Annotated in this window: 20 protein-coding genes; 11 read left to right on the top strand and 9 right to left on the bottom strand. The window is 72.5% G+C overall.

Annotation, left to right across the window (positions count from 1 at the left end):
* Positions 1-6 precede the first annotated feature (6 nt).
* The 3 genes from ACFY2A_RS13195 to ACFY2A_RS13185 all read left to right on the top strand — a co-directional run bounded on the left by ACFY2A_RS13195 (position 7) and on the right by ACFY2A_RS13185 (position 1,827).
* The gene (locus ACFY2A_RS13195) at positions 7-402 is read left to right on the top strand and encodes a hypothetical protein (protein WP_099850856.1); all 396 of its coding nucleotides are present in this window, start codon (positions 7-9) and stop codon (positions 400-402) included.
* 84 nt (positions 403-486) lie between these two features.
* Complete coding sequence (gene trpD / locus ACFY2A_RS13190; protein ID WP_363924528.1) at positions 487-1,533, top strand: anthranilate phosphoribosyltransferase; 1,047 nt, start codon at positions 487-489, stop codon at positions 1,531-1,533.
* Between the two features lie 96 nt (positions 1,534-1,629).
* Complete coding sequence (locus tag ACFY2A_RS13185) at positions 1,630-1,827, top strand: hypothetical protein (RefSeq protein WP_387171372.1); 198 nt, start codon at positions 1,630-1,632, stop codon at positions 1,825-1,827.
* Between the two features lie 77 nt (positions 1,828-1,904).
* Here the strand turns inward: ACFY2A_RS13185 and ACFY2A_RS13180 are convergent, their stop codons facing one another.
* Positions 1,905-2,333 carry a cytochrome c oxidase subunit 4 gene (locus ACFY2A_RS13180; protein ID WP_363924530.1) on the bottom strand — a complete coding sequence of 143 codons (429 nt, stop codon included), beginning with the start codon at positions 2,331-2,333 and terminating at the stop codon, positions 1,905-1,907.
* A gap of 10 nt (positions 2,334-2,343) precedes the next feature.
* The gene (gene coxB / locus ACFY2A_RS13175; protein WP_363924531.1) at positions 2,344-3,315 is read right to left on the bottom strand and encodes a cytochrome c oxidase subunit II; all 972 of its coding nucleotides are present in this window, start codon (positions 3,313-3,315) and stop codon (positions 2,344-2,346) included.
* Between the two features lie 193 nt (positions 3,316-3,508).
* Between coxB and ACFY2A_RS13170 the strand changes: the two genes are divergently transcribed.
* Both ACFY2A_RS13170 and ACFY2A_RS13165 read left to right on the top strand, forming a co-directional pair.
* Positions 3,509-4,660 carry a cysteine desulfurase family protein gene (locus ACFY2A_RS13170; RefSeq protein WP_387171370.1) on the top strand — a complete coding sequence of 384 codons (1,152 nt, stop codon included), beginning with the start codon at positions 3,509-3,511 and terminating at the stop codon, positions 4,658-4,660.
* 83 nt (positions 4,661-4,743) lie between these two features.
* Positions 4,744-4,950 (top strand): sulfurtransferase TusA family protein, encoded by a 207-nt coding sequence (locus tag ACFY2A_RS13165; protein WP_363924564.1) that lies wholly within the window; start codon positions 4,744-4,746, stop codon positions 4,948-4,950.
* A 141-nt stretch (positions 4,951-5,091) separates the two neighbouring features.
* Here the strand turns inward: ACFY2A_RS13165 and ACFY2A_RS13160 are convergent, their stop codons facing one another.
* The 3 genes from ACFY2A_RS13160 to ACFY2A_RS13150 all read right to left on the bottom strand — a co-directional run bounded on the left by ACFY2A_RS13160 (position 5,092) and on the right by ACFY2A_RS13150 (position 8,015).
* Positions 5,092-6,069 (bottom strand): carbohydrate kinase family protein, encoded by a 978-nt coding sequence (locus ACFY2A_RS13160; protein ID WP_363924533.1) that lies wholly within the window; start codon positions 6,067-6,069, stop codon positions 5,092-5,094.
* 293 nt (positions 6,070-6,362) lie between these two features.
* Complete coding sequence (gene erpA / locus ACFY2A_RS13155) at positions 6,363-6,731, bottom strand: iron-sulfur cluster insertion protein ErpA (protein ID WP_013735179.1); 369 nt, start codon at positions 6,729-6,731, stop codon at positions 6,363-6,365.
* Positions 6,732-6,875: 144 nt separating this feature from the next.
* Positions 6,876-8,015 carry a glycerate kinase gene (locus ACFY2A_RS13150; protein ID WP_363924534.1) on the bottom strand — a complete coding sequence of 380 codons (1,140 nt, stop codon included), beginning with the start codon at positions 8,013-8,015 and terminating at the stop codon, positions 6,876-6,878.
* Positions 8,016-8,083: 68 nt separating this feature from the next.
* Here ACFY2A_RS13150 and nadA point away from each other — a divergent pair, with 68 nt between their 5' ends.
* From nadA to ACFY2A_RS13135, 3 genes are all read left to right on the top strand, one after another.
* Positions 8,084-9,259, top strand: coding sequence for a quinolinate synthase NadA (gene nadA, locus ACFY2A_RS13145; protein ID WP_387171368.1), 1,176 nt, complete (start codon positions 8,084-8,086; stop codon positions 9,257-9,259).
* A gap of 226 nt (positions 9,260-9,485) precedes the next feature.
* Positions 9,486-10,841: a UDP-N-acetylglucosamine 1-carboxyvinyltransferase gene (gene murA / locus ACFY2A_RS13140; protein ID WP_363924565.1), complete on the top strand. Its 1,356-nt coding sequence runs from the start codon at positions 9,486-9,488 to the stop codon at positions 10,839-10,841.
* 77 nt (positions 10,842-10,918) lie between these two features.
* Entirely contained in the window at positions 10,919-11,524 is a 606-nt protein-coding gene (locus ACFY2A_RS13135; RefSeq protein WP_387171366.1) for a DUF3043 domain-containing protein, read from the top strand.
* 460 nt (positions 11,525-11,984) lie between these two features.
* On the opposite strand, the gene ACFY2A_RS13130 is transcribed toward ACFY2A_RS13135, so the two are convergent.
* Entirely contained in the window at positions 11,985-12,173 is a 189-nt protein-coding gene (locus ACFY2A_RS13130; protein ID WP_363924537.1) for a hypothetical protein, read from the bottom strand.
* 48 nt (positions 12,174-12,221) lie between these two features.
* On the opposite strand from ACFY2A_RS13130, the gene ACFY2A_RS13125 reads away from it, so the two are divergent.
* On the top strand, positions 12,222-16,172 hold the full coding sequence (locus tag ACFY2A_RS13125) for a WG repeat-containing protein (protein ID WP_387171364.1): 3,951 nt from the start codon (positions 12,222-12,224) through the stop codon (positions 16,170-16,172).
* Positions 16,173-16,478: 306 nt separating this feature from the next.
* Here ACFY2A_RS13125 and ACFY2A_RS13120 read toward each other — a convergent pair whose 3' ends face one another.
* A complete protein-coding gene (locus tag ACFY2A_RS13120) occupies positions 16,479-17,003 on the bottom strand; it encodes a quercetin 2,3-dioxygenase (RefSeq protein WP_387171362.1) in 525 nt (174 codons plus the stop codon).
* Between the two features lie 107 nt (positions 17,004-17,110).
* Here ACFY2A_RS13120 and ACFY2A_RS13115 point away from each other — a divergent pair, with 107 nt between their 5' ends.
* Positions 17,111-17,776, top strand: coding sequence for a TetR/AcrR family transcriptional regulator (locus ACFY2A_RS13115; RefSeq protein WP_387171360.1), 666 nt, complete (start codon positions 17,111-17,113; stop codon positions 17,774-17,776).
* Positions 17,777-17,821: 45 nt separating this feature from the next.
* Entirely contained in the window at positions 17,822-18,820 is a 999-nt protein-coding gene (locus tag ACFY2A_RS13110) for an aldo/keto reductase family protein (protein ID WP_387171358.1), read from the top strand.
* A gap of 63 nt (positions 18,821-18,883) precedes the next feature.
* Here the strand turns inward: ACFY2A_RS13110 and ACFY2A_RS13105 are convergent, their stop codons facing one another.
* Both ACFY2A_RS13105 and ACFY2A_RS13100 read right to left on the bottom strand, forming a co-directional pair.
* The gene (locus tag ACFY2A_RS13105) at positions 18,884-19,675 is read right to left on the bottom strand and encodes a site-2 protease family protein (protein WP_387171356.1); all 792 of its coding nucleotides are present in this window, start codon (positions 19,673-19,675) and stop codon (positions 18,884-18,886) included.
* A complete protein-coding gene (locus ACFY2A_RS13100) occupies positions 19,675-19,875 on the bottom strand; it encodes a hypothetical protein (RefSeq protein WP_203996708.1) in 201 nt (66 codons plus the stop codon). The genes ACFY2A_RS13105 and ACFY2A_RS13100 overlap by 1 nt, the downstream gene beginning before the upstream one ends.
* Between the last annotated feature and the right edge of the window lie 99 nt (positions 19,876-19,974).

Genomic DNA, 19,974 nt, shown 5'->3' with positions numbered 1-19,974 from the left:
GTCGGCATGAGCGACCGTCTGTGCACCGTCCTGCTCTACAGCGACGACCCGCAGGTGCGGGACCGAATGCGGCTCGCCGTCGGCACCCGACCCGCGGCCGACCTGCGAGTCGAGTTCGTCGAGGCGTCCACCTACGCCGAGTGCATCCGACTGGTCGACGACTACGAGATCGACCTGATGCTGCTCGACGGTGAGGCCAGCCCCGGCGGCGGCATCGGCATCGCCCGGCAGATCAAGGACGACCGTGACGACGCCCCACCGACCTGTGTGGTGATCGCCCGCGCCGCCGACCGCTGGCTGGCGTCCTTCGCCGAGGTCGACGCCACCCTCGTGCACCCGCTCGACCCGGTCACCACCGCCGCCACCGTGACCGAGCTGCTGCGCGCGGGCGCACCCGCCTGACGTCCCACTCCGGCACCGCCACGGCGCCGGGCGAGCCGGCGCCGGTCCCGTCCCACCCGTAACCGTCTGCTCGGGAGGCCCGCCATGGGCGATCGGACCTGGCCGCACCTGCTCACCGCGCTGCTGCGCGGCGAGGAACTATCCGCCGCCGACACCGCCTGGGCGATGGGCGAGATCATGTCCGGGTCGGCCGCGCCGGCCCAGATCGCCGGCTTCGCCGTCGCGCTGCGGGCCAAGGGCGAGACCCCGGCGGAGGTGACCGGGCTGGTCGAGGCGATGCTCAGCCGGGCCGTCCCAGTCGAGCTGCCGGAGGAGGTACGCGCCGAGGCGCTCGACGTGGTCGGCACCGGTGGCGACCTCGCGCACACGGTAAACATCTCCACGATGACGGCGCTGGTCGTGGCCGGTGCCGGCGTACGCGTGGTCAAGCACGGCAACCGGGCCGCCTCGTCCTCCTGCGGTACCGCCGACCTGCTGGAGTTCCTCGGCATTCCACTGGATCTCGGGCCCGATCAGGTGGCCCGGTGCGTAGCCGAGGCCGGGATCGGCTTCTGCTTCGCCGCCCGGTTCCACCCCGGCATGCGCCACGCCGGCCCGATCCGCCGGGAGCTGGGGGTGCCGACCGCGTTCAACTTCCTCGGCCCGCTGACCAATCCAGGCCGTCCCCGCTCGGGTGCCGTCGGCTGCTTCGACGCGACGATGGCACCGGTGATGGCGGCCGTCTTCGCGGCCCGGGGCGACTCGGTGCTGGTGATGCGCGGCGAGGACGGGTTGGACGAGTTCACCACCGCCGCCGCGACCCGGTTCTGGATCGCCCAGAACGGGGCCGTCAGGGAGACCGTGGTGGACTCGGTCGACCTTGGCGTACCCCGGGCCACCCTCGCCGACCTGCGCGGTGGCGACGCGGCCCACAACGCCGACGTGGCCCGGCGTCTGCTCGCCGGCGAGCCGGGACCGGTGCGCGACGCCGTCCTGGTCAACGCGGCGGCGGCCCTGGCCACCCAGGGATCCCTGGACGGCGACCTGACCGACGCGCTCCGCGCCGGCCTGGGCCGGGCCGCCGAGTCAATCGACTCCGGCGCGGCCGCCCGCACCCTCGACCGCTGGATCGAGGTCGCCCGCAGCGCCTGACCGGCCCCGCCGTGGCTGTCGGAGGGTCGTGGGAAACTACAACCGAGTAGTTCCGGCGACGTCCAACGACCGGCCGCCGAGCGAAAGGAGAGGTCCGTGTCGGAGCGCGAGCTTCACTGCGACACCTGCGACAGCATCCAGCCGTTCGAGGCACCGCCCTGTGTCGACGGCCACGGCGCCGACTGCCCCGAACGAGCCTGCACCGGCTGCGGCGCGGCGATCATCACAGTCGTCATCAGCCCGCCGCGCCGGTCGACCCGTCGCCGCACGGCGGTCCGACACCGCGCCGCCTGACCGGCCCACCCGCTCGACCACCGACGACGAAGAGAGGGCCCGCCCCGGTGGGGGCAGGCCCTCTCGCGTTCCGAGGCTCAGTGCTCGGCGGTACGCCGAGTGCCGCTGTAGTACTCGAACAGCAGGCCGCAGGCGGCCAGGATCACGGCCACCGCACCGAGGCCGAGCAGCCAGAACTGCCAGAACACCAGGCCCAGGCCGGCGATCGCGGCGGCCAGGGCGAGCCCGAACGGCCAGTAGCTGCCCGGGCTGAAGAAGCCGATCTCGCCCGCGCCGTCGGCGATCTCGGCGTCCGCCCGGTCCTCCGGGCGCAGGTCGATGCGGCGGGAGACGAACCAGAAGAAGCCGCCGCACATCGCGCAGAGCAGGAACGACAGCAGCAGGGCCACGGTGCCGATCCACTCGACCCGACCGTCCGAGTCGGCCCACGTCCAGCCGCCGTACAGGACGGTCGCGAACAGCAGGAACCCGGCGATGATCAGGAAGATACGCCACTCGGTCTTCATGCCGGTTGCCTCAGCTTCCCGTGCCGGCCGGAGCGGTGTCCGGGTTGAAGTTGCTCTCGGTACGCCGTGTCTCGAACGGCCTCGTGGTGGTCGCGTACGGCTCCTCGCCGATCGACGTCAACGCTTCCTGGGTCGAGGCACCACCCTGCTTGGCGGCGAGGAAGCGGTCGAAGTTCTCCGGCGAGACGACCCGCAGCTCGAAGTTCATGAAGGCGTGGTAGCTGCCGCACAGCTCGGCGCAGCGCCCCACGTAGGCGCCCTCGGTCTCCAGCGAGGAGACCTCGAAGACGTTACGGATGCTGCCGGGCATGACGTCCCGCTTGAACAGCATCTCCGGCACCCAGAACGAGTGGATGACGTCGCGGCTGGTTTCCTCGAACCGGATGGACCGGCCGGTCGGCAGCACCAGGATCGGGATGACCTCGCTGGTGCCGAGCACCGACGCGGTGGTCTCGGCGTCGACGCCCTGGCCGTCGCGGTAGTTGAACTGCCAGTTCCACTTGAAGGCCACGACCTCGACGGTGACGTCGGGGTTGTTGGTGGTCTTCACCACGTCGGTCTGCACCACCGCGGTGTAGTAGAAGAGCACCGAGACGATGAGCACCGGCGCGATGGTGTAGAGGAACTCCATCGGCAGGTTGTAGCGGGTCTGCACCGGCAGCTCGTTGCCGCGCTTGCGGTAGCGCACCACGCACCAGAAGATCAGGCCCCAGACGAAGAAGCCGACCGCGAGTGCCGCGACGCACGAGGCGATCCACAGGTCGTACATCCGCCGGGACTCGGGAGTGATGCCGCCCTGCGGCCACCCGAAGCCCCCGAACGCCGCACCGACGTCACAGCCCGTGAGCAGGACCAGCAGCGCCGCCCCACTGAATCCGAGCCCGGCGAGACGCCCGGCACGACGCCCCCGCCGCCCACCGGCTCGCGGGGATGCGCTGCGCCGTACGGCCGTCGGCCGTACCTCCGAACTCCTTGCGACCACCTGGTCCTGCCTCCCTAGCGCGCCGCGGTGTCCTCGTTTCGGCCGGCTCCGCCGAGCGGAGCCGCCGCACCGGCGGCAAAGGCGTCACCGACGGTCGCAGATTACTCGACCATGACGGGCTGGACCCGGTTGGGGTCGTTGTCCGCACCCGACGGGGGATCTTGTGCCGACCGAGGCGATAGCGTGGGCAGACGTGACTTCCTCCCCCGTCTACCTGGACGCGGCCACCGCCGCGCCGCTGCATCCGGTCGCCCGGCAGGCGCTGCTGGCGGCACTCGACGACGGCTGGGCCGATCCCGACCGGCTCTACTCGCAGGCCCGGCGCGCCCGCCAGTTGCTCGACGCCGCCCGCGAGGCCACGGCCGAGACCCTCGGCGTACGCCCCGACGAGCTGTCCTTCACCGCCAGCGGCACCAACGCCGCACACACCGCAGTGCTCGGTGGGCTGCGCGGCCGTCGACGGGCCGGCCGGGTCCTGGTGCACTCGGCGATCGAACACTCAGCCGTGCTGCACGCCGCCGAACAGCACGTCGCCGGCGGCGGCGCGGCCGTCGAGGTGCCGGTCGACCGTCTCGGCCGGCTGGACCTGGACGCCTGGTCGTCGGCGGTCACCGGTGCCCAGGTGGCGTCGGCCGCGCTGATCGCGGCCAGTCACGAGGTGGGCACCGTACAACCGGTCGAGGCCGCTGCGGCGGCCTGCGCCCGGGCCGGCGTGCCGCTCTACGTCGACGCCGCGCAACTGGTGGGCCGGGTACCGGTGCCGCCCGGCTGGTCGGTGTTGACCGCGAGTGCCCGCAAGTGGGGCGGTCCGCCCGGCGTCGGACTGCTCGTGGTGCGCAAGGGCACCCGCTGGGAGTCACCCTGGCCGACCGACGAGCGTGAATCGGGGCGTACACCCGGCACGTTGAACCTGCCGGCGGTGGTGGCGGCGGCGGCGAGCCTGCGCGCGGCGGCGGCCGACGCGGCAGCCCAGGCGGCGCGGCTGTCCGCGCTGGTGGACCGGATCCGGGCCCGGGTGGCGGCCGAGGTGCCGGACGTGGAGGTGGTCGGCGATCCCGAGCATCGGCTACCGCACCTGGTCACCTTCTCCTGCCTGTACGTCGACGGGGAGGCGCTGCTGCACGCCCTGGACCGCCGGGGCTTCGCCGTCTCGTCGGGCTCGTCCTGCACCTCGTCCACGCTGCGCCCGTCGCATGTGTTGGAGGCGATGGGGGTGCTCTCGCACGGCAACGTCCGGGTCTCGCTGCACGCCGGAAGCACCGAGGCCGACGTGGAACGCTTCCTCACCGAGCTGCCCGGCATCGTCGCCGACCTGCGGGAACAGGCGGGGGTGACGGGGTTGTGAGCGCCACCGACGCCACCGGTGACACACCGGACAGCCCCGCCGGGAACGCATCCAGCGACCCGTCCGGTGAGCTTCCTGACGAGGTGCTCGACTGCCTCGGCCAGCGCTGCCCGCTGCCGGTGATCGCCCTGGCCCGCCGCCTGCCGGAGCTGCCGGTGGGCACGGTGATCCGGGTGCTCGCCGACGACCCGGCGGCCGCGGTCGACATCCCGGCCTGGTGCCGGATGCGCGGCCAGGAGTTCCTCGGCTCCCACCCCGGCCCCACCTACCACATCCGCCGAACCCACTAACCCGCCCAGCCCCCAACCCACCCGCGTTGATCATGAGGTTAGCGGCACCGTGGAGATCGAACACTGCCGCCAACCTCATGATCAACACAGACCCCCGACAACGGCATGCTGTTGCACGTCAGGTCACGCTCGACTTTCGAGTTAGGGGAGCATGTGTGGGCGGATCTCGTCGGCGGCGTGGTCGCCGTAGGACTCGGCGAGGCGCTTGACGAACACGTCGCGGCGCACCTGGTACTCCTGGGTGCCGACGGTCTCCAGCACCAGTGTGGCGAGCAGGGAGCCGACCTGGGCGGCCCGCTCCAGCCCGACCCCCCAGGACAGCGCGGTGAAGAAGCCGGCGCGGAAGCCGTCGCCGACACCGGTGGGGTCGACCGCCTGGGTCTCCCGGGCGATCGGCACGTGGATCGTCTCGATCTCCCGCCCCGCGATCTCCACCCCGTGCTTGCCCAGCGTGGTGACCCGGATCTTCACCCGGTCGAGCAACTGGTCGTCGGAGAGGCCGGCCTTGCTCTGCAGCAGCGACTTCTCGTAGTCGTTGGTCATCAGGTAGTCGGCGCCGTCGATCAGCGCGACCACGTCCTCGCCGGGCATCCGGGCGAGTTGCTGGGACGGGTCGGCGGCGAACGGGTAGCCACGCTCGCGGCACTCGGCGGAGTGACGCAGCATCGCCTCCGGGTCGTTGGCGCCGACCAGCACCAGGTCCAACCCACCGAGGCGCTTGGCGACCGGGTGCAGCTCGATGTTGCGGGCCTCGCTCATCGCGCCCGCGTAGAACGAGGCGATCTGGCACATGTCGGTGTCGGTGGTGCAGACGAAGCGGGCCGTGTGGGCGATCTCGCTGACGTGCACCGAGTCGCAGTCCACCCCGTGCCGCTCCAGCCAGGAGCGATAGTCGGCGAAGTCGGCACCGACGGCGCCGAGCAGCACCGGCTGGAGGCCGAGCTGCCCCATGCCGAACGCGATGTTTGCCGCCACCCCGCCCCGGCGCAGCACCAGATCGTCCACCAGGAAGGAGAGCGAGACCTTGTGCAGCTGATCGGCGATGAGCTGGTCGGCGAACCGGCCCGGGAAGCTCATCAGGTGGTCGGTGGCGATCGAGCCGGTCACGGCGATCTTCATGGCAACCCTCGGGATCGGCAGCAGAGCCCGATCAGCCTACCGGCACCGCGATCCCCAAGCGACCACCCGACTCCACCCCGCCGACCCCACCCTCACTTCGATCCGACCCACCCTCACGCCGGTCCGACCCCACCCTCCCGGATGATCAAGAAGTTTTGGCCGCGCCGCTGGCCGTATCGCGACCAGAACTTCTTGGTCAACTGGGTGGACGCGGCGGCGGCCGGGGTGCAGAGACGCGGACGGCGGTACGGCCGCTGGGGCCGTACCGCCGTCCGCGTGATGAGGAACCGGACTCAGCTGAACGAGTCTCCGCAGGCGCAGGAGTTGCCCGCGTTGGGGTTGTCGATCGTGAAGCCCTGGGCGTCGATCCGGTCGGCGAAGTCGATGGTGGCGCCGGCCAGGTAGGGGGCGCTCATCCGGTCGACGACGACCTCGACACCGTCGTAGTCGGTGACGACGTCACCGTCGAGCGAACGCTCGTCGAAGAAGAGCTGGTACCGCAGGCCGGAGCAGCCGCCCGGCTGCACGGCGACCCGGAGCCGCAGGTCGTCGCGGCCCTCCTGCTCAATCAGGGCCTTGACCTTCTGCGCCGCGACGTCGGTGAGGACGACGGACGTGGGGGCCTTGGCCTCGGTCGACTCGGTCTGCGCTGGCGTGGTCACGTGGAATTCTCCCTGCGGCGCGTCGGTGTGGTCCTCCCCTGGCCAACGTCAGCCGCCGGTCAGCGATTCCCACAGTGGTCCAGTTCTTGATTGTAGGCCGCCGGTGGCCGCGCGACCCGGCGGCGTGACCAGGCACTCGCCGGTTCAGCGGCTCCACTGCCGGGCCAGCCGGGCACCGAGCGCCCGCAGCCCCTCCGCCGGGCGCTCCAGCGCGGCGGCCAGCCCGCCGCGCTCCTCGCCGCCGAAGTGCTCCACCAGGCTGTACGTGTCGGTCACTCCGACCGATGCCGCCTCCCGCCGCCCGGCGCTTACCTGGCCGGCGAGCACGACGCAGGGTACGCCCCGGTCACGGGCCGCGCCGGCCACTCCGGCCACCACCTTGCCCCGCAGCGACTGGTGGTCGAACCGGCCTTCCCCGGTGACCACCAGATCAACCTCGTCGAGCACGGTTTCCAGTCCGACGGCCCGGCTGACCAGTCCGATGCCGGACTCGCACCGCCCGCCGAGGGCGAGCAACGCGGCACCGGTGCCGCCGGCAGCGCCGCCACCCGGCAGCGCGCCCAGCCCACTGGGGCAGCCGGGCAGGTCCCGTTCCAACACCTCGGCCCAGCGCGCCAGCGCGGCGTCGAGCAGCAGCACGTCGGCCCGGTCGGCGCCCTTCTGCGGGCCGAAGACGTTGCTCGCCCCGTGCAGACCGAGCAGCGGGTTGTCGACGTCGGTGGCCGCGATCAGCCGGGCCTCACGCAACCGGGGCAGACCGTCGAGCTTCGCCGCGGCGGTCAGGGCGGCACCGCCGTACGGCAGGGCCGCGCCGGTGCCGTCCAGACCCACCGCCCCCAGGGCGGCGAGCATTCCCGCGCCGCCGTCGTTGGTCGCCGAGCCACCGAGCCCGACCACCACCGTGCGCGCCCCGGCCTCCACCGCGGCGGCGATCAGCAGACCCAGACCGTACGACGTGGTGGCCAACGGGTTCCGCTCGGCGGTGTCGAGCAGGTGCAGCCCACAGGCCTGCGCGCTCTCCAGCCACGCGACCGCACCTTCGTCGGTGAGCAGCATCTCACCGGTGGCCGGACGGCCCAGTGGATCGGTCGTCGGCACCGGCACCCGCCGACCGGGCAGCGCCTCGGCGAGCACGTCGAGGAAGCCCGGTCCCCCGTCGGCCAGTGGTCTGACCAGCAGGTCGTCGCCGGGTGCCACCTCCCGCCAGCCGTCGGCCACCGCGGCGGCGACCTGCGGGGCCGGCAGCGTACCGGCGAACTTGTCCGGGCAGAGCAGTACGCGCATGCCTGGCAGTGTGGCAGCCCACACCGGCACGGGCGGCACGACGGTCACGCTGTGGGACCATGGAGGGCGTGACGTCGACCTGGGTTGAGCCCTCCAACACCGCCACTGCGTTGCTGCTCCTCGGCCGCGGCAGCGACCCCGCCACCGAACGTGGCGTGGAGTGTCCGGGTGACCTGCCGGCACCGAGCGACCCCGACCTGGTGGCCCGTGCCACGGCGGCCAAGGCCGCCCTCGGCGACCGGGTCTTCGTGCTGGGTCACCATTACCAGCGCGACGAGGTGATCCAGTTCGCCGACGTGACCGGCGACTCGTTCAAGCTGGCCCGCGAGGCCGCAGCCCGCCCGCAGGCCGAGTTCATCGTCTTCTGCGGTGTGCACTTCATGGCCGAGAGCGCGGACATCCTCACCTCCGACACGCAGCAGGTCGTACTGCCCGACCTGGCCGCCGGCTGTTCGATGGCGGACATGGCCGCGCTGCCGCAGGTGGAGAACGCCTGGGAGGTGCTCACCGAGCTGGGCCTGGCGGAGCGCACCGTCCCGGTCACCTACATGAACTCCTCGGCGGACATCAAGGGTTTCGTCGGGCGCAACGGCGGTGTGGTCTGCACCTCGTCGAACGCGAAGCGGGCCCTGGAGTGGGCGTACCAGCAGGGTGAGAAGGTGCTCTTCCTGCCCGATCAGCACCTGGGCCGCAACACGGCCGTGCTGGAGATGGGCTACTCCCTCGACGACTGCGTCCTGTACGACCCGCACAAGCCGAACGGCGGGCTCAGCGCGGAGCAGCTGCGCGAGGCGAAGATGATCCTCTGGCGCGGGCACTGCTCGGTGCACGGCCGGTTCACGCTGGACAGCGTCAACGACGTGCGGGAGCGGGTGCCGGGCGTCAACGTGCTGGTGCACCCGGAGTGCCGGCACGAGGTGGTGCAGGCCGCCGACCTGGTCGGGTCGACGGAGTACATCATCAGGACCATCGAGGCCGCCCCGGCCGGCTCCGCGTGGGCCGTCGGCACGGAGCTGAACCTGGTCCGGCGGCTCGCGCTGGCCCACCCGGACAAGCAGATCATGTTCCTGGACCGGGCGGTCTGCTACTGCTCGACGATGAACCGGATCGATCTGCCGCACCTGGTCTGGGCGCTGGAGGAGCTGGTCGCAGGTCGGGTGGTGAACCGGATCACGGTCGACCCCGACACCGCGCACCACGCCCGGGTGGCCCTGGACCAGATGCTCGCACTGCCCGGAGCCTGACCTCAACCGGGCGTCACCCTCTGTCACGCTCGCTGTACGCGAAAGTGCCGGATCACCGATAAATGCCCTCCGAGGCGGTGTGACCGGATCCATTCTCATCACGGAGGGCTATGCTGCCGGGCGACGACACACGCGGGCGCGGGCGTTTGGGCGCGACCGCTCCCCGGGTAGCGAACCGGTGGTGTCCATCCATCGAAACGGCAGCACGCACGCGCTGGAGGTTGCGTTGACCGACGACGTCCTGGTCGTACACGGAGGCACGCCGCTGCAAGGGCGGATCCGCGTGCGCGGCGCGAAGAACCTGGTCTCCAAGGCGATGGTCGCCGCGCTGCTCGGCGACAGCCCGAGTCGGCTGTTCGACGTACCGAAGATCCGTGACGTTGAGGTCGTCCGGGGCCTGCTCGGGCTGCACGGCGTCAAGGTCACCGACGGCGACGAGGACGGCGAGCTGGTCTTCGACCCGGCCAACGTGGAGAGCGCCAGCACCGATCAGATCAACGTGCACGCCGGCTCCAGCCGGATCCCGATCCTGTTCTGCGGGCCGCTGCTCCACCGCCTCGGGCACGCCTTCATTCCGGACCTCGGCGGCTGCCACATCGGGCCCCGGCCGATCGACTTCCACCTGCAGGCGCTGCGGGAGTTCGGTGCGACCGTCGACAAGACCCCCGAGGGGCTGCACCTGTCCGCGCCGAACGGGCTGCACGGCACCAAGTTCGCGCTGCCCTACCCGAGTGTGGGCGCGACCGAGCAGGTGCTGCTGACCGCGGTGATGGCCGAGGGCGTCACCGAGCTGCGCAACGCGGCCGTGGAGCCGGAGATCGTCGACCTCATCTGTGTCCTGCAGAAGATGGGCGCGATCATCAAGGTGCACACCGACCGGGTGATCGAGATCCAGGGCGTACCGAAACTGCATGGTTACACCCACCGGCCGATCCCGGACCGGATCGAGGCGGCGAGCTGGGCCGCGGCGGCGCTGGCCACCCGTGGCCACGTCGAGGTGCTCGGCGCGGAGCAGGCCGACATGATGACCTTCCTGAACGTCTTCCGCTCGGTCGGCGGCGAGTACGAGGTGACCGACACCCGTCCGCCTCGGCCCGGACAGCCGGGTCAGGAGGGCGGCATCCGCTTCTGGCACCCGGGCGGCGAACTCCAGGCCACCGCGCTGGAGACCGACGTGCACCCGGGCTTCATGACCGACTGGCAGCAACCGCTGGTGGTGGCCCTGACCCAGGCTCGCGGGCTGTCCATCGTCCACGAGACGGTCTACGAGCAGCGGCTCGGCTACACCGAGGCGCTGAACTCGATGGGTGCGAACATCCAGGTCTACCGGGACTGCCTGGGTGGCACCCCGTGCCGCTTCGGCCGGCGCAACTTCAAGCACTCCGCCGTGATCGCCGGTCCGAGCAAGCTGCACGCCGCCGACCTGGTCATTCCCGACCTGCGGGCGGGCTTCAGCCACCTGATCGCCGCGCTGGCCGCCGAGGGCACCTCCCGGGTCTACGGCGTCGACCTGATCAACCGGGGTTACGAGGACTTCGAGGCCAAGCTCGCCGATCTGGGCGCGCAGGTGGAGCGGCCGTAGTCGGCTCGACGCCGCCCGCCGCGCGTTCGCCGCACCGCGATGTGCACCGGGCGCGCGGCGTTGGCTACCCTTGCCGCGTGCCGTCGCTGTTTCGCCGCAAGTCCGCCGACCTCGCCGATCCCGCCACCGAGCCGCTGACCCCGGCGCAGGAGGAGGCGGCCGAGGCGGCCCGGTCCCGTGCCTACACCCCCGCCAAGGGTCGGGAGACGCCGAAGCGACCTGTCACCGGCCGTCGACCCGCCGGGGCGACGAAGCCGCTGAGCAAGGACGAGGCGAAGGCGCTGCGCCGGCAACAGCGCGCCGAAACGGCCGCGGAGTTCCGGCGTGAGGGCGGTCCCCGCGACCGGGGTCCGGAGCGGCTGCTGGCCCGCAACGTGGTCGACTCCCGGCGTACCGTCGGCACCTGGTTCTTCGGTGGGGCCCTGGTGGTGCTGATCGGCTCGAACCAGGCGATGCCGCCGGTGATCCGGCTGGCCTCCAACCTGCTCTGGGGCGCGCTGGCGCTGGGCGTGGTGGTCGACTCGGTGCTCATCTCACGCAGGATCAAGAAGCTGGTCCGCGAGCGGTTCCCGAAGTCCACCCAGCGGATGGGGTCGCTGTACCTCTACGCGATCATGCGGTCGATCACCTTCCGCAAGCTGCGTACGCCGGAGCCGCGGGTCGCCATCGGCGACCAGATCTGACCGCGACTCCCGGCACGCCCAGCACGGCGTGACCGATCCTCGAACCGAACCGCTTCGCCGTGCTCGCACCGGAGCTGTCTGAGCGAGCCCACCCGGCACCCGGGCAGCGGCGACGGGCGGCTGACGGTGGGTGCAGCATCGCCGGAAGCCCGATACCGGCATAGGGATAAATGTCCGGATCAGTAGGATAACGTTTGGGTTGACGAGGGTGCCGCAGTGGCGGTGACCGAGCCCGCGCCGCTACCCTCCATGCGCAGCCATTCGGTGCCCGGACGAGCGATTTCGCCGGCCTCCGGGGTGCCCAGCGCGACCATTTCCGACGAGGTGACATCGCCGTGAGCGAGCGGACGCGAGCCGACCACCGGGGCGCGACCGTGAGCGAGCGGGCGCCGGCCCTGGGTTCCGGCACGGGCCAGACCGGAAGATTCGACCGTCACGGTTGCGCAGGGCAGGCTCCAACTCACCGTGTCGCGGCCAGGGCCGCGTCCCGGCGACGTCCCGGCCGCAGCGACAGGTCCTGCGGATGAGTCGCGGCTACGCCGACCGGTGGCACGATCCCGCCGAGCCATCCTGGGTCGTCGAGCCGACGAGCGAATGGCAGCCGCAGTTCCCTGGCCAGCGTTATCCAGGTGACATCGGAGTCGAGCACCAGCCGCCTGCCGCACGAGGTCGAGCGAGCGCCGTCGGACGTGCCGAGGTGCCACCGCTCGCGCCGACCCGACCCGACGGCACGTACGTCGGTCGGTCCTGGGACGAGGAACCGGACGGCTGGCCGGGGCGGCACGAGATCCTCGACCGTCGACCCGCCGACGGCTCGAACGGTTCGCGACCGTACGACCGGTCGGTGCCGCCCGGCACCCGGCCGGAGCAGTCGCGACCCGAGGGACGGCGCTCGTCGTATGGTGAGCCGGCCCGGGGCCGCGACGGGGTCGTCTGGTCGGACTTCGGACCGCAGGCCTCCGGTCCGGGCGCGCCGTCGCGCCGCGACCAGCGCGACCCGGACCGATACGTCGATCGCCGCGACCAGCGGGACCCCGACCGGTACCCCGACCGTCGCGACCCGGACCGCCCCCGCGACCAGCGCGACCCCGACCGGTACGCGCGCCGCGACCCGGAGCGGTACGCCCGGCGGGAACCCGAACGGCGTGACCCGGACCGCCGCGACAACCGGTATCCGCGACCCGAACCGGAGCGACGGGGCCAGCGCGAACCCGACCGGTACGCGGATCGGCCGCGCCACTCCGAGCCGACCGGGCGCGACGATTACCGGCGTGGCGCACCGGTGTCCCCAGCCCCCCGCCCGGAACCCGGCTGGGTTGCGGAGGTCGACGAGGAGACGCGTCGGCCCGCCGCCGCACACCGCCCGGTCGAGGGTGCCGACCGCCGCACGGCTGAGGACGCCGCCCAGCGCCCTCGCTACCAGTGGAGTCACCACCCCGGGCAGCCGAACCGCACCGATGGTCCGGTGGTGGACGGTTACCGCAGCGACTTCGTCGGCGGCGGCGACCCGGACGCCGCGCCGTACCCGGACGGATTCGTCGACGAGGAACCGGCCCGTCCCGCCTCAGACGAATGGGACCGCCCGGACCGGGCCCGCCGACGGGGTCGCCAGGAGCCGCCAACGCCGGACCAGCAGGCGTACGACGCTCCGTCGCGCGGCGACCTGCCCTGGCCCGCGCCCGGACCGCTGCGGCCGAGCAGTGGGCGGGACCATCGCGAGTACCAGCGGCCGACCCCGCCGGAGCAGGATGCCGACCGGCGACCGAGCGGCGTACCTGACGGTCCCGGCCCGCAGCGGTTCGACGACCGGCCGGCCGCTGCGCTGCCCGACCCCGACCGGCCAGTCTCCGCGGCACCCGATCAGGACCCACGCCGCCGTCACCTGTCGGTGGTGCCGGACCGTCCGGTCTCCCCCGCGGCCGGGCGGGCCCGACCGGTCTCCCCCGCCCCGCAGCACCACCAGCCGGAGGTCGGTCACCCGCAACGGGCTCGCCCCGCCGCCGTTGCCGGGGACCGGAGCGACAGCCGCCAACCGGGCCAGGACCGTGGTCCGACCGGGCGCCCCGACCGGAACCGGACCGACCTCCCCGGCCAGGACCGGGACCGGCCCGCCGCCGCCTCCGGTGCCGATCGGGCACCGGCCGGGGACTCGGTCCGACCGGCACCCCTGCACCAGCACGAGGTGCGTCCCGCGCCGTTGCACGAGCACCAGGTCCGACCGGCTCCCCTGCACGACCAGCCGGTCGTCGCCTCGCCACCACCGACGTCGGCGCCCTCGGTCGCCGCTGCATCCCCCGTCACCCCGCCCCCGGCCCGGCCGGTCTCCGCGCCACCGACCCGACCGCCGGTCTCCGCACCGCCGGCCCACCGACCGGTCTCCGCACCACCCACCCGGCCGCCGGTCTCCGCACCACCGGCGCAGCCGCCCGTCGGCGCGCCGGCCGCCCGGCCGGTCTCCGCACCGCCCACCCATCGCCCGGTCTCCGCGCCACCCAACCGGCCACCTGTCTCCGCACCGTCGGGGCGGACGTCCGAGCCGGCCGGCATCGACCAGGCACCGCTCGGCCCGCCACCGGCGGCCCGCCAGCCCACCCGGTACATCCCTCCAGCGCCCGAGCCGTCCACGCCCGCGCCCGCGCCGGCGCCCGCCCGTTCAGCGTCCGACGGCCCGCAGAGCTGGTTCGGGCCGGCCGCCGAGCCGCCCGCCGCGGCGCAGGCCGGGCCCGCCGCCACGCAACCACGGGAGCAGCTCACACCCCCCGCCTCGGGGTCGCACGCCGAACCGGCACCGCCCGCCTTCTCCGTGCCACCGAACGTCGCGCCGCTCGACGACGTCGACGTCCCCGCACCACCGGTCTCGGCGGTCCCCACCTCGGCACCGCCGCTGCCCGAACGGCCGGTCGGACCACCGCCGACCGCACCGACCTCGGCGGCGCCGGTCTCCGCGCCGCCGTTCCCGGTTCCTCCGGTTTCCGCGCCGCCGGCGTACGGAGCGCCGGTGCCCGTACCGTCCGGCGAGCCCGACCTCGGTGCACCGGTCTCCGCCGTGCCGGCGTCGGCAGCAGCACCGGTCTCCGCCGTGCCGGCGTCCGCACCGCCGGTTTCCGCACCGCCGGGTGACACCGCGTCATCCGGCGACCCGGCCCAGGCCGCCGACCACACCACCGGGTCCGGCGCCGGCGAGCGTCCGGGCAGCATCAGGTTCGGTGACGTCGACGACGGGATGCCGCCTGCTGACGGCACCGGCCCGGTCGACGACGTGCTCGCCACATCGTCCGTGTCCGGCCCGCCGGCCGACGACGAGCAGGGCTCCGACGACGCGGACGACAGCGAGCCAGTACCCGAACCGCCGGCCGATCCCGAACAGGTGTTGGCGGGCTTCCGCTGGCGTCTCGACCCGGTGACTTTGCGCGAGATCGTGGACGACCCGGAGGAACTGCGGGAGGTCCGGGAGCGGCTCACCGAGAAGCTCGCCTCGGCCCTGGACAACCGGTCCCGGGCCCGGCTGCTGAGTCTGCGCGCGGTGGCCTCACGGGTCCTTGACGACCTGGACGACGCGCTGGACGACGGCCGGATGGCGCTGACCTACGCCGAGGCGACCGGGGAGTTGCGTCGGGCCGCGCTCGCCCAGGCCCGGTTGGCCCACGTGCTGCGCTGGCGCGGCGAGTTCGCCGAGGCCGACCGACTGTTCGCGGAGGCCAACTCGATCGAACTGCCCGACCGGCTGCGCGCCGCACTGCACGAGCACGCCGCCCGCTGCTGCCACGACCAGGGCCGGCTGATCGAGGCGTGCCATCACTTCGAGCGGGCTCTCGACCTGCGTGGCGAGCAGGACGCCGAATTGCTGGCCCGGGTCCGGACCGGCCTCGACGCGGTCGCCGCCAAAGCTGAGGAGAGCGGCTTCGGGCCGTACCCGCGTAGTTGGGACGAGGTGCTGGAGCGCGACCGGGCGCCGGTGCCGGCACCCGACGGCGGCCAGGGCCTGTGGGGCTACGCGGACGCCGACGGCGACATGGTGGTGCCCGCCCGGTACGCCGAGGCACAGCCGTTCCGGGACGGCCTGGCCTGGGTACGCGGACCCCAGAGCGACCGGTGGTCGTTGATCAACCTGGCCGGCGAGACGGTGCTCGGGCCGACCTACCTGGCGGCTCGGCCGTTCTCCGACGGCCTGGCCTGGGTGGTGCGGGACGAGAGCGGTTGGCACGCCGTCGACACCACCGGCGAGGTGGCGGTGCCGCCGGGTTTCGCCGACGTACGGCCCTTCCACAAGGGCGTGGCGGTGGTACGCCGGGAGGGCTGGGGTGCCGTCGACCGCACCGGCCGGATCGTGGTGCCGACCCGCTACCACGGCTTCCACACCACGCTGGCCGACGGTCACTACGTCGACGGTTTCACCGAGGAGGGCCTGGCCGTGGTGGACCTGGCTGGTCGCAAGGGTGTGGTGGACCGTAGCGGGCAGGTGATCGTCGCACCGGCGCACCCGGCGTTGCTGATCCACCCGGTCGCCTTCCTGGCCACCAACAGCGCCGGGAACTGGGGTGCGTTGGACCGGCGGGGCGAGTCGTTGATCGACCCGATGTTCCACCATCCGAGTGCGGTCGTCGCCGAGATCGACGGGCTGCTCGCCGACGCCAACCCGGTGCTCTGAAGAACGTGTTTGCGGAGGCCGTGCCCTCCGGCGCCGCCCCAGACGACGCGCGGCCGGGCTGTCGCCGCGCCACCGGTGCAGGTCAGAGTCAGGCCGACGCCGTCGACCGCTTCCGGGCGCGGTGCAGCCGGGCCTGCCCGGTCTTGGGCCCCAGCCGGCACGGGTGGCGACGTTCGGTGCCGGGGTCCGACACGCGCCGATGACCGGGGGTGCGCTGGTGACCGGGGGTGCGGGGGGCGATTCTCCGGCTCCGCCGCCGGTCACCCGCCCGGCCGGGCGTCGAACCGTCCCGTGCGCCGACGGTGGTCACGGCACTGGCCGGTGGGTCGGTTGGTCGGCCGGTCCGGTCGGCTGCTGACCGGGCGGCGGTCCCAGCAGCTCGATCCCGTGCCGCGCGGAGGCGTGCCCGAGGGCGGCCGGATCGATTGGTGCCGGGTCCGGCAGCCGGCGTTCGAGCGCTGGCACTCCGACTTCGGCGACGTACTCCTCGAAGCCGGCGGGGGTGGTCAGTTGCAGCACCCGCAGCGGTTCGTCCGGACCGACCACGAAGGTGTGCGGCAGACCCGCCGGCAGCAGCACGAAATCACCCGGCGCGGCGGTCAGCACCGCGTCGTCGCAGTAGAAGGTCGCGGTGCCGGACAGCAGGTAGAACATCTCGTCCTCGACCTGGTGCCGGTGCAGTGGCGGCGCGAAGCCGGGCGGGTTGACGAACTCCACGGCGGTGAGCCGTCCGCCGGTCTGCGCACCGGTCGCCTTGACGGTGACCAGGTTGCCCAGGAACCAGTACGCCTCCCCATCGTCGGGCCGGCGTACGAACGGATGGACGGACATGGTGCCTCCCAGGGACGACGACCTTCGCTGGACAGCGAGCTATTGGATAGCCAGCCGCTATTAGATAGCTAGGAGTCTAGTGAATACATTGCTAGTATGGCGACGCCATGGATGAAGTCAAGGGCGGAAGACCGACCAGGCCGTACCGGTCCCGGATCCGCGAGGAAAATGCCCGCCGCACCCGGCAGGCCGTGGTCGCGGCGGCGACCGACCTCTTCGTCACGCGGGGCTACACGGCCACGTCGCTGGCCGACGTGGCGGTCGCGGCGGGGGTGGCCAGGCCAACCGTGTTCGCCGCGTTCGGCTCCAAGGCGGCGCTGCTGCGTCAGGTGCTCGACGAGGCGCTCGCCGGCGACGACGAGCCGGTGCCGGTGGCGCAACGCCCCTGGTACCGGCCGGTCTGGGAGGCCGCCACCGGGCGCGCGGTGCTCGACGCGTACGCCGGGGTCTGCACCCTGATCGGTGGGCGGACCGCCCGGGTGTTCGAAACCGTCCGGCGGGCCGCCGACGGCAGCCCCGAGGTGGCCGAGGTCTGGCAGACGCTGCTGCGCAACCGGCGGCTCGGCGCCACGATGGTGGTCGAGCGGCTGTGCTCCCTGGGCGGGCCACTGCGCCAGGGCTCCGACGTCGAGGCTGCCATCGACGAGGTGTGGTTCTACAACGACCCGGCACACTACGGCGCACTGGTGCTGGAGCGCGGCTGGACCGAGGAGACCTTCCGGCACTGGCTCGCTCGCAGCCTGCGCCACGCACTGCTGTCGGACCCGGACTGATCACCGCCTCCTGCCGGGTACACCAGGGCGGGCTAGGGTCAGAACATGGAATTCCGACACCTGGGCCGCTCCGGCCTCATGGTCAGTGAGATCTCGTACGGCAACTGGATCACCCACGGTTCACAGGTCGAGGAGGAAGCGGCGTTCGCCTGCGTGCGAGCCGCCCTCGACGCCGGCATCACCACCTTCGACACCGCCGACGTGTACGCCGGCACCCGCGCCGAGGACGTCCTCGGCCGGGCGCTTCAGCAGGAACGGCGCGAGGGTCTGGAGATCTTCACCAAGGTGTACTGGCCCACCGGGCCGGGCCGCAACGACCGGGGCCTGTCCCGTAAGCACATCATGGAGTCGATCAACGGATCGCTGCGCCGGCTGCGTACCGACTACGTGGACCTCTACCAGGCCCACCGGTACGACTACAGCACCCCGCTGGAGGAGACGATGGAGGCGTTCGCCGACGTCGTGCACTCCGGCAAGGCGCACTACATCGGCGTCTCCGAGTGGAAGGCATCGCAGATCCGCGAGGCGCACGGCCTCGCCCGGGAGCTGCGCATCCCGCTGGTGTCCAGCCAGCCGCAGTACTCGATGCTCTGGCGGGTCATCGAGAGCGAGGTCATCCCCACCAGCGAGGAGCTGGGTCTGGGTCAGATCGTCTGGTCGCCGATGGCCCAGGGCGTGCTCTCCGGCAAGTACCTGCCGGGCCAGCCACCGCCCTCCGGTTCCCGGGCCACCGACGAGAAGTCCGGCGCGGGCTTCATCGCCAAGTGGTTGACCGACGACGTGCTGACCCGGGTGCAGCAGCTCAAGCCGCTGGCCGAGCAGGCCGGGCTGACCATGGCCCAGCTGGCCATCGCCTGGGTGTTGCAGAACCCCAACGTGTCGTCGGCCATCATCGGGGCGTCACGCCCCGAGCAGGTGCACGACAACGTCAAGGCGGCCGGCGTGAAGCTCGACGCCAGCCTGCTCAAGGCGATCGACGAGATCGTCGAGCCGGTGACCGAGCGGGACCCGGCGCGTACCGAGTCGCCGGCCGAACGGCCCTGACCCCCACCCCGCCCGGCCGGCGTACCGCACGCGTCGGCCGGGCGGACGGCGTCTCGGCCGGGCTCAGCCCTGCCAGAAGCGGATCAGGTCCAGACCTGTCGCGTACAGCCAGGGCGGCAGGCCGAGCACGTCGCCGATGGCGAAGACGGCGGTGAAGAACCAGCCGCCGATCGTCGGATTCCACAGCAACGCGAAGAGCAGGATGAACCCGTACGGCGCGAACAGGTCGTACATCCGCCGGTACTGCGGAGTCAGCCACGGCTGGATCATGTTGCCGCCGTCCAGCCCGGGCACCGGCAGCAGGTTGAGCAGGCTGGCGGTGATCTGGAGGAAGGCCAGCAGGGCCACCGCCGCCCAGAACTCCACCGGCCCACCGCCGCCCGTACCGAGCCGCAGCACCACCACCAGCACGAGCGCGAACAGCACGTTGGTGGCGGGCCCGGCGAGGCTGACCAGGGTGTGCCGTAACCGCCCCGGAATGACGTGCCGGTCGACCCAGACGGCGCCACCGGGCAGGCCGATCCCGCCGAGCAGTACCACCACCACCGGCAGCGCGATGGACAGCAACGGGTGGCTGTACTTCAACGGGTTCAGCGTCAGGTAGCCGCGGTGGGCAACCCCCCGGTCGCCGCTGCGGTACGCCACCACGGCGTGGGCGTACTCGTGCAGGCACAACGAGACGAGCCAGCCGGAGACGACGAAGCCGAACACGGTGAGCCGGACGTTGCCGATCCCGTGCCAGGTCAACACGGCGCTGGTCACCAGCAGGGCGACCAGTGCCAGGAAGACCGGGCTGGGCCGGAAGGCCGCCCGGGGCACCCCGAGCACCAGCGGCTCGGAGTCCCTGGGTGTCATCACTCCGCCGCGGGCAGCAGGCTCATCCGGTACTCCACCCGATCGTCTTCGAGGAGCGCGACCGAGGTGACGCCGGACGCCGCGAGTTCCCGCCAGGTCTGACCGATCCAGGACTCGGCATCCGCCTGGCTGCCGAACGACTCGGCCGGCCCGTCGACCGACTCGCCGTTCGCGCCCTCGTACCGCCAGCTCCACGCCATGTGCGCGTCTCCCCTCGCCGCTGCTGCCCCCATGGGACGGACCTCCGCCAGCGTAGTCGTACCGCACGGCCGACGACCGGGCCACGGGCATCGATCGAC

It is taken from the genome of Micromonospora sp. NPDC000442 (assembly GCF_042898635.1).
Taxonomy (GTDB): domain Bacteria; phylum Actinomycetota; class Actinomycetes; order Mycobacteriales; family Micromonosporaceae; genus Micromonospora.
Note: the sequence above shows the minus strand (reverse complement) of the source record. Positions and strands in the feature narration are given on the sequence as shown.

Coding starts and splice junctions, on each gene's coding strand:
- ACFY2A_RS13160 (WP_363924533.1), bottom strand. CDS start 6,069: ATGAAGATCGCCGTGACCGGCTCGATCGCCACCGACCACCTGATGAGC.
- ACFY2A_RS13110 (WP_387171358.1), top strand. CDS start 17,822: ATGGAATTCCGACACCTGGGCCGCTCCGGCCTCATGGTCAGTGAGATC.
- ACFY2A_RS13180 (WP_363924530.1), bottom strand. CDS start 2,333: ATGAAGACCGAGTGGCGTATCTTCCTGATCATCGCCGGGTTCCTGCTG.
- ACFY2A_RS13150 (WP_363924534.1), bottom strand. CDS start 8,015: ATGCGCGTACTGCTCTGCCCGGACAAGTTCGCCGGTACGCTGCCGGCC.
- ACFY2A_RS13195 (WP_099850856.1), top strand. CDS start 7: ATGAGCGACCGTCTGTGCACCGTCCTGCTCTACAGCGACGACCCGCAG.
- ACFY2A_RS13100 (WP_203996708.1), bottom strand. CDS start 19,875: ATGGCGTGGAGCTGGCGGTACGAGGGCGCGAACGGCGAGTCGGTCGAC.
- ACFY2A_RS13120 (WP_387171362.1), bottom strand. CDS start 17,003: ATGTCCGTCCATCCGTTCGTACGCCGGCCCGACGATGGGGAGGCGTAC.
- ACFY2A_RS13115 (WP_387171360.1), top strand. CDS start 17,111: ATGGATGAAGTCAAGGGCGGAAGACCGACCAGGCCGTACCGGTCCCGG.
- ACFY2A_RS13105 (WP_387171356.1), bottom strand. CDS start 19,675: ATGACACCCAGGGACTCCGAGCCGCTGGTGCTCGGGGTGCCCCGGGCG.
- trpD (WP_363924528.1), top strand. CDS start 487: ATGGGCGATCGGACCTGGCCGCACCTGCTCACCGCGCTGCTGCGCGGC.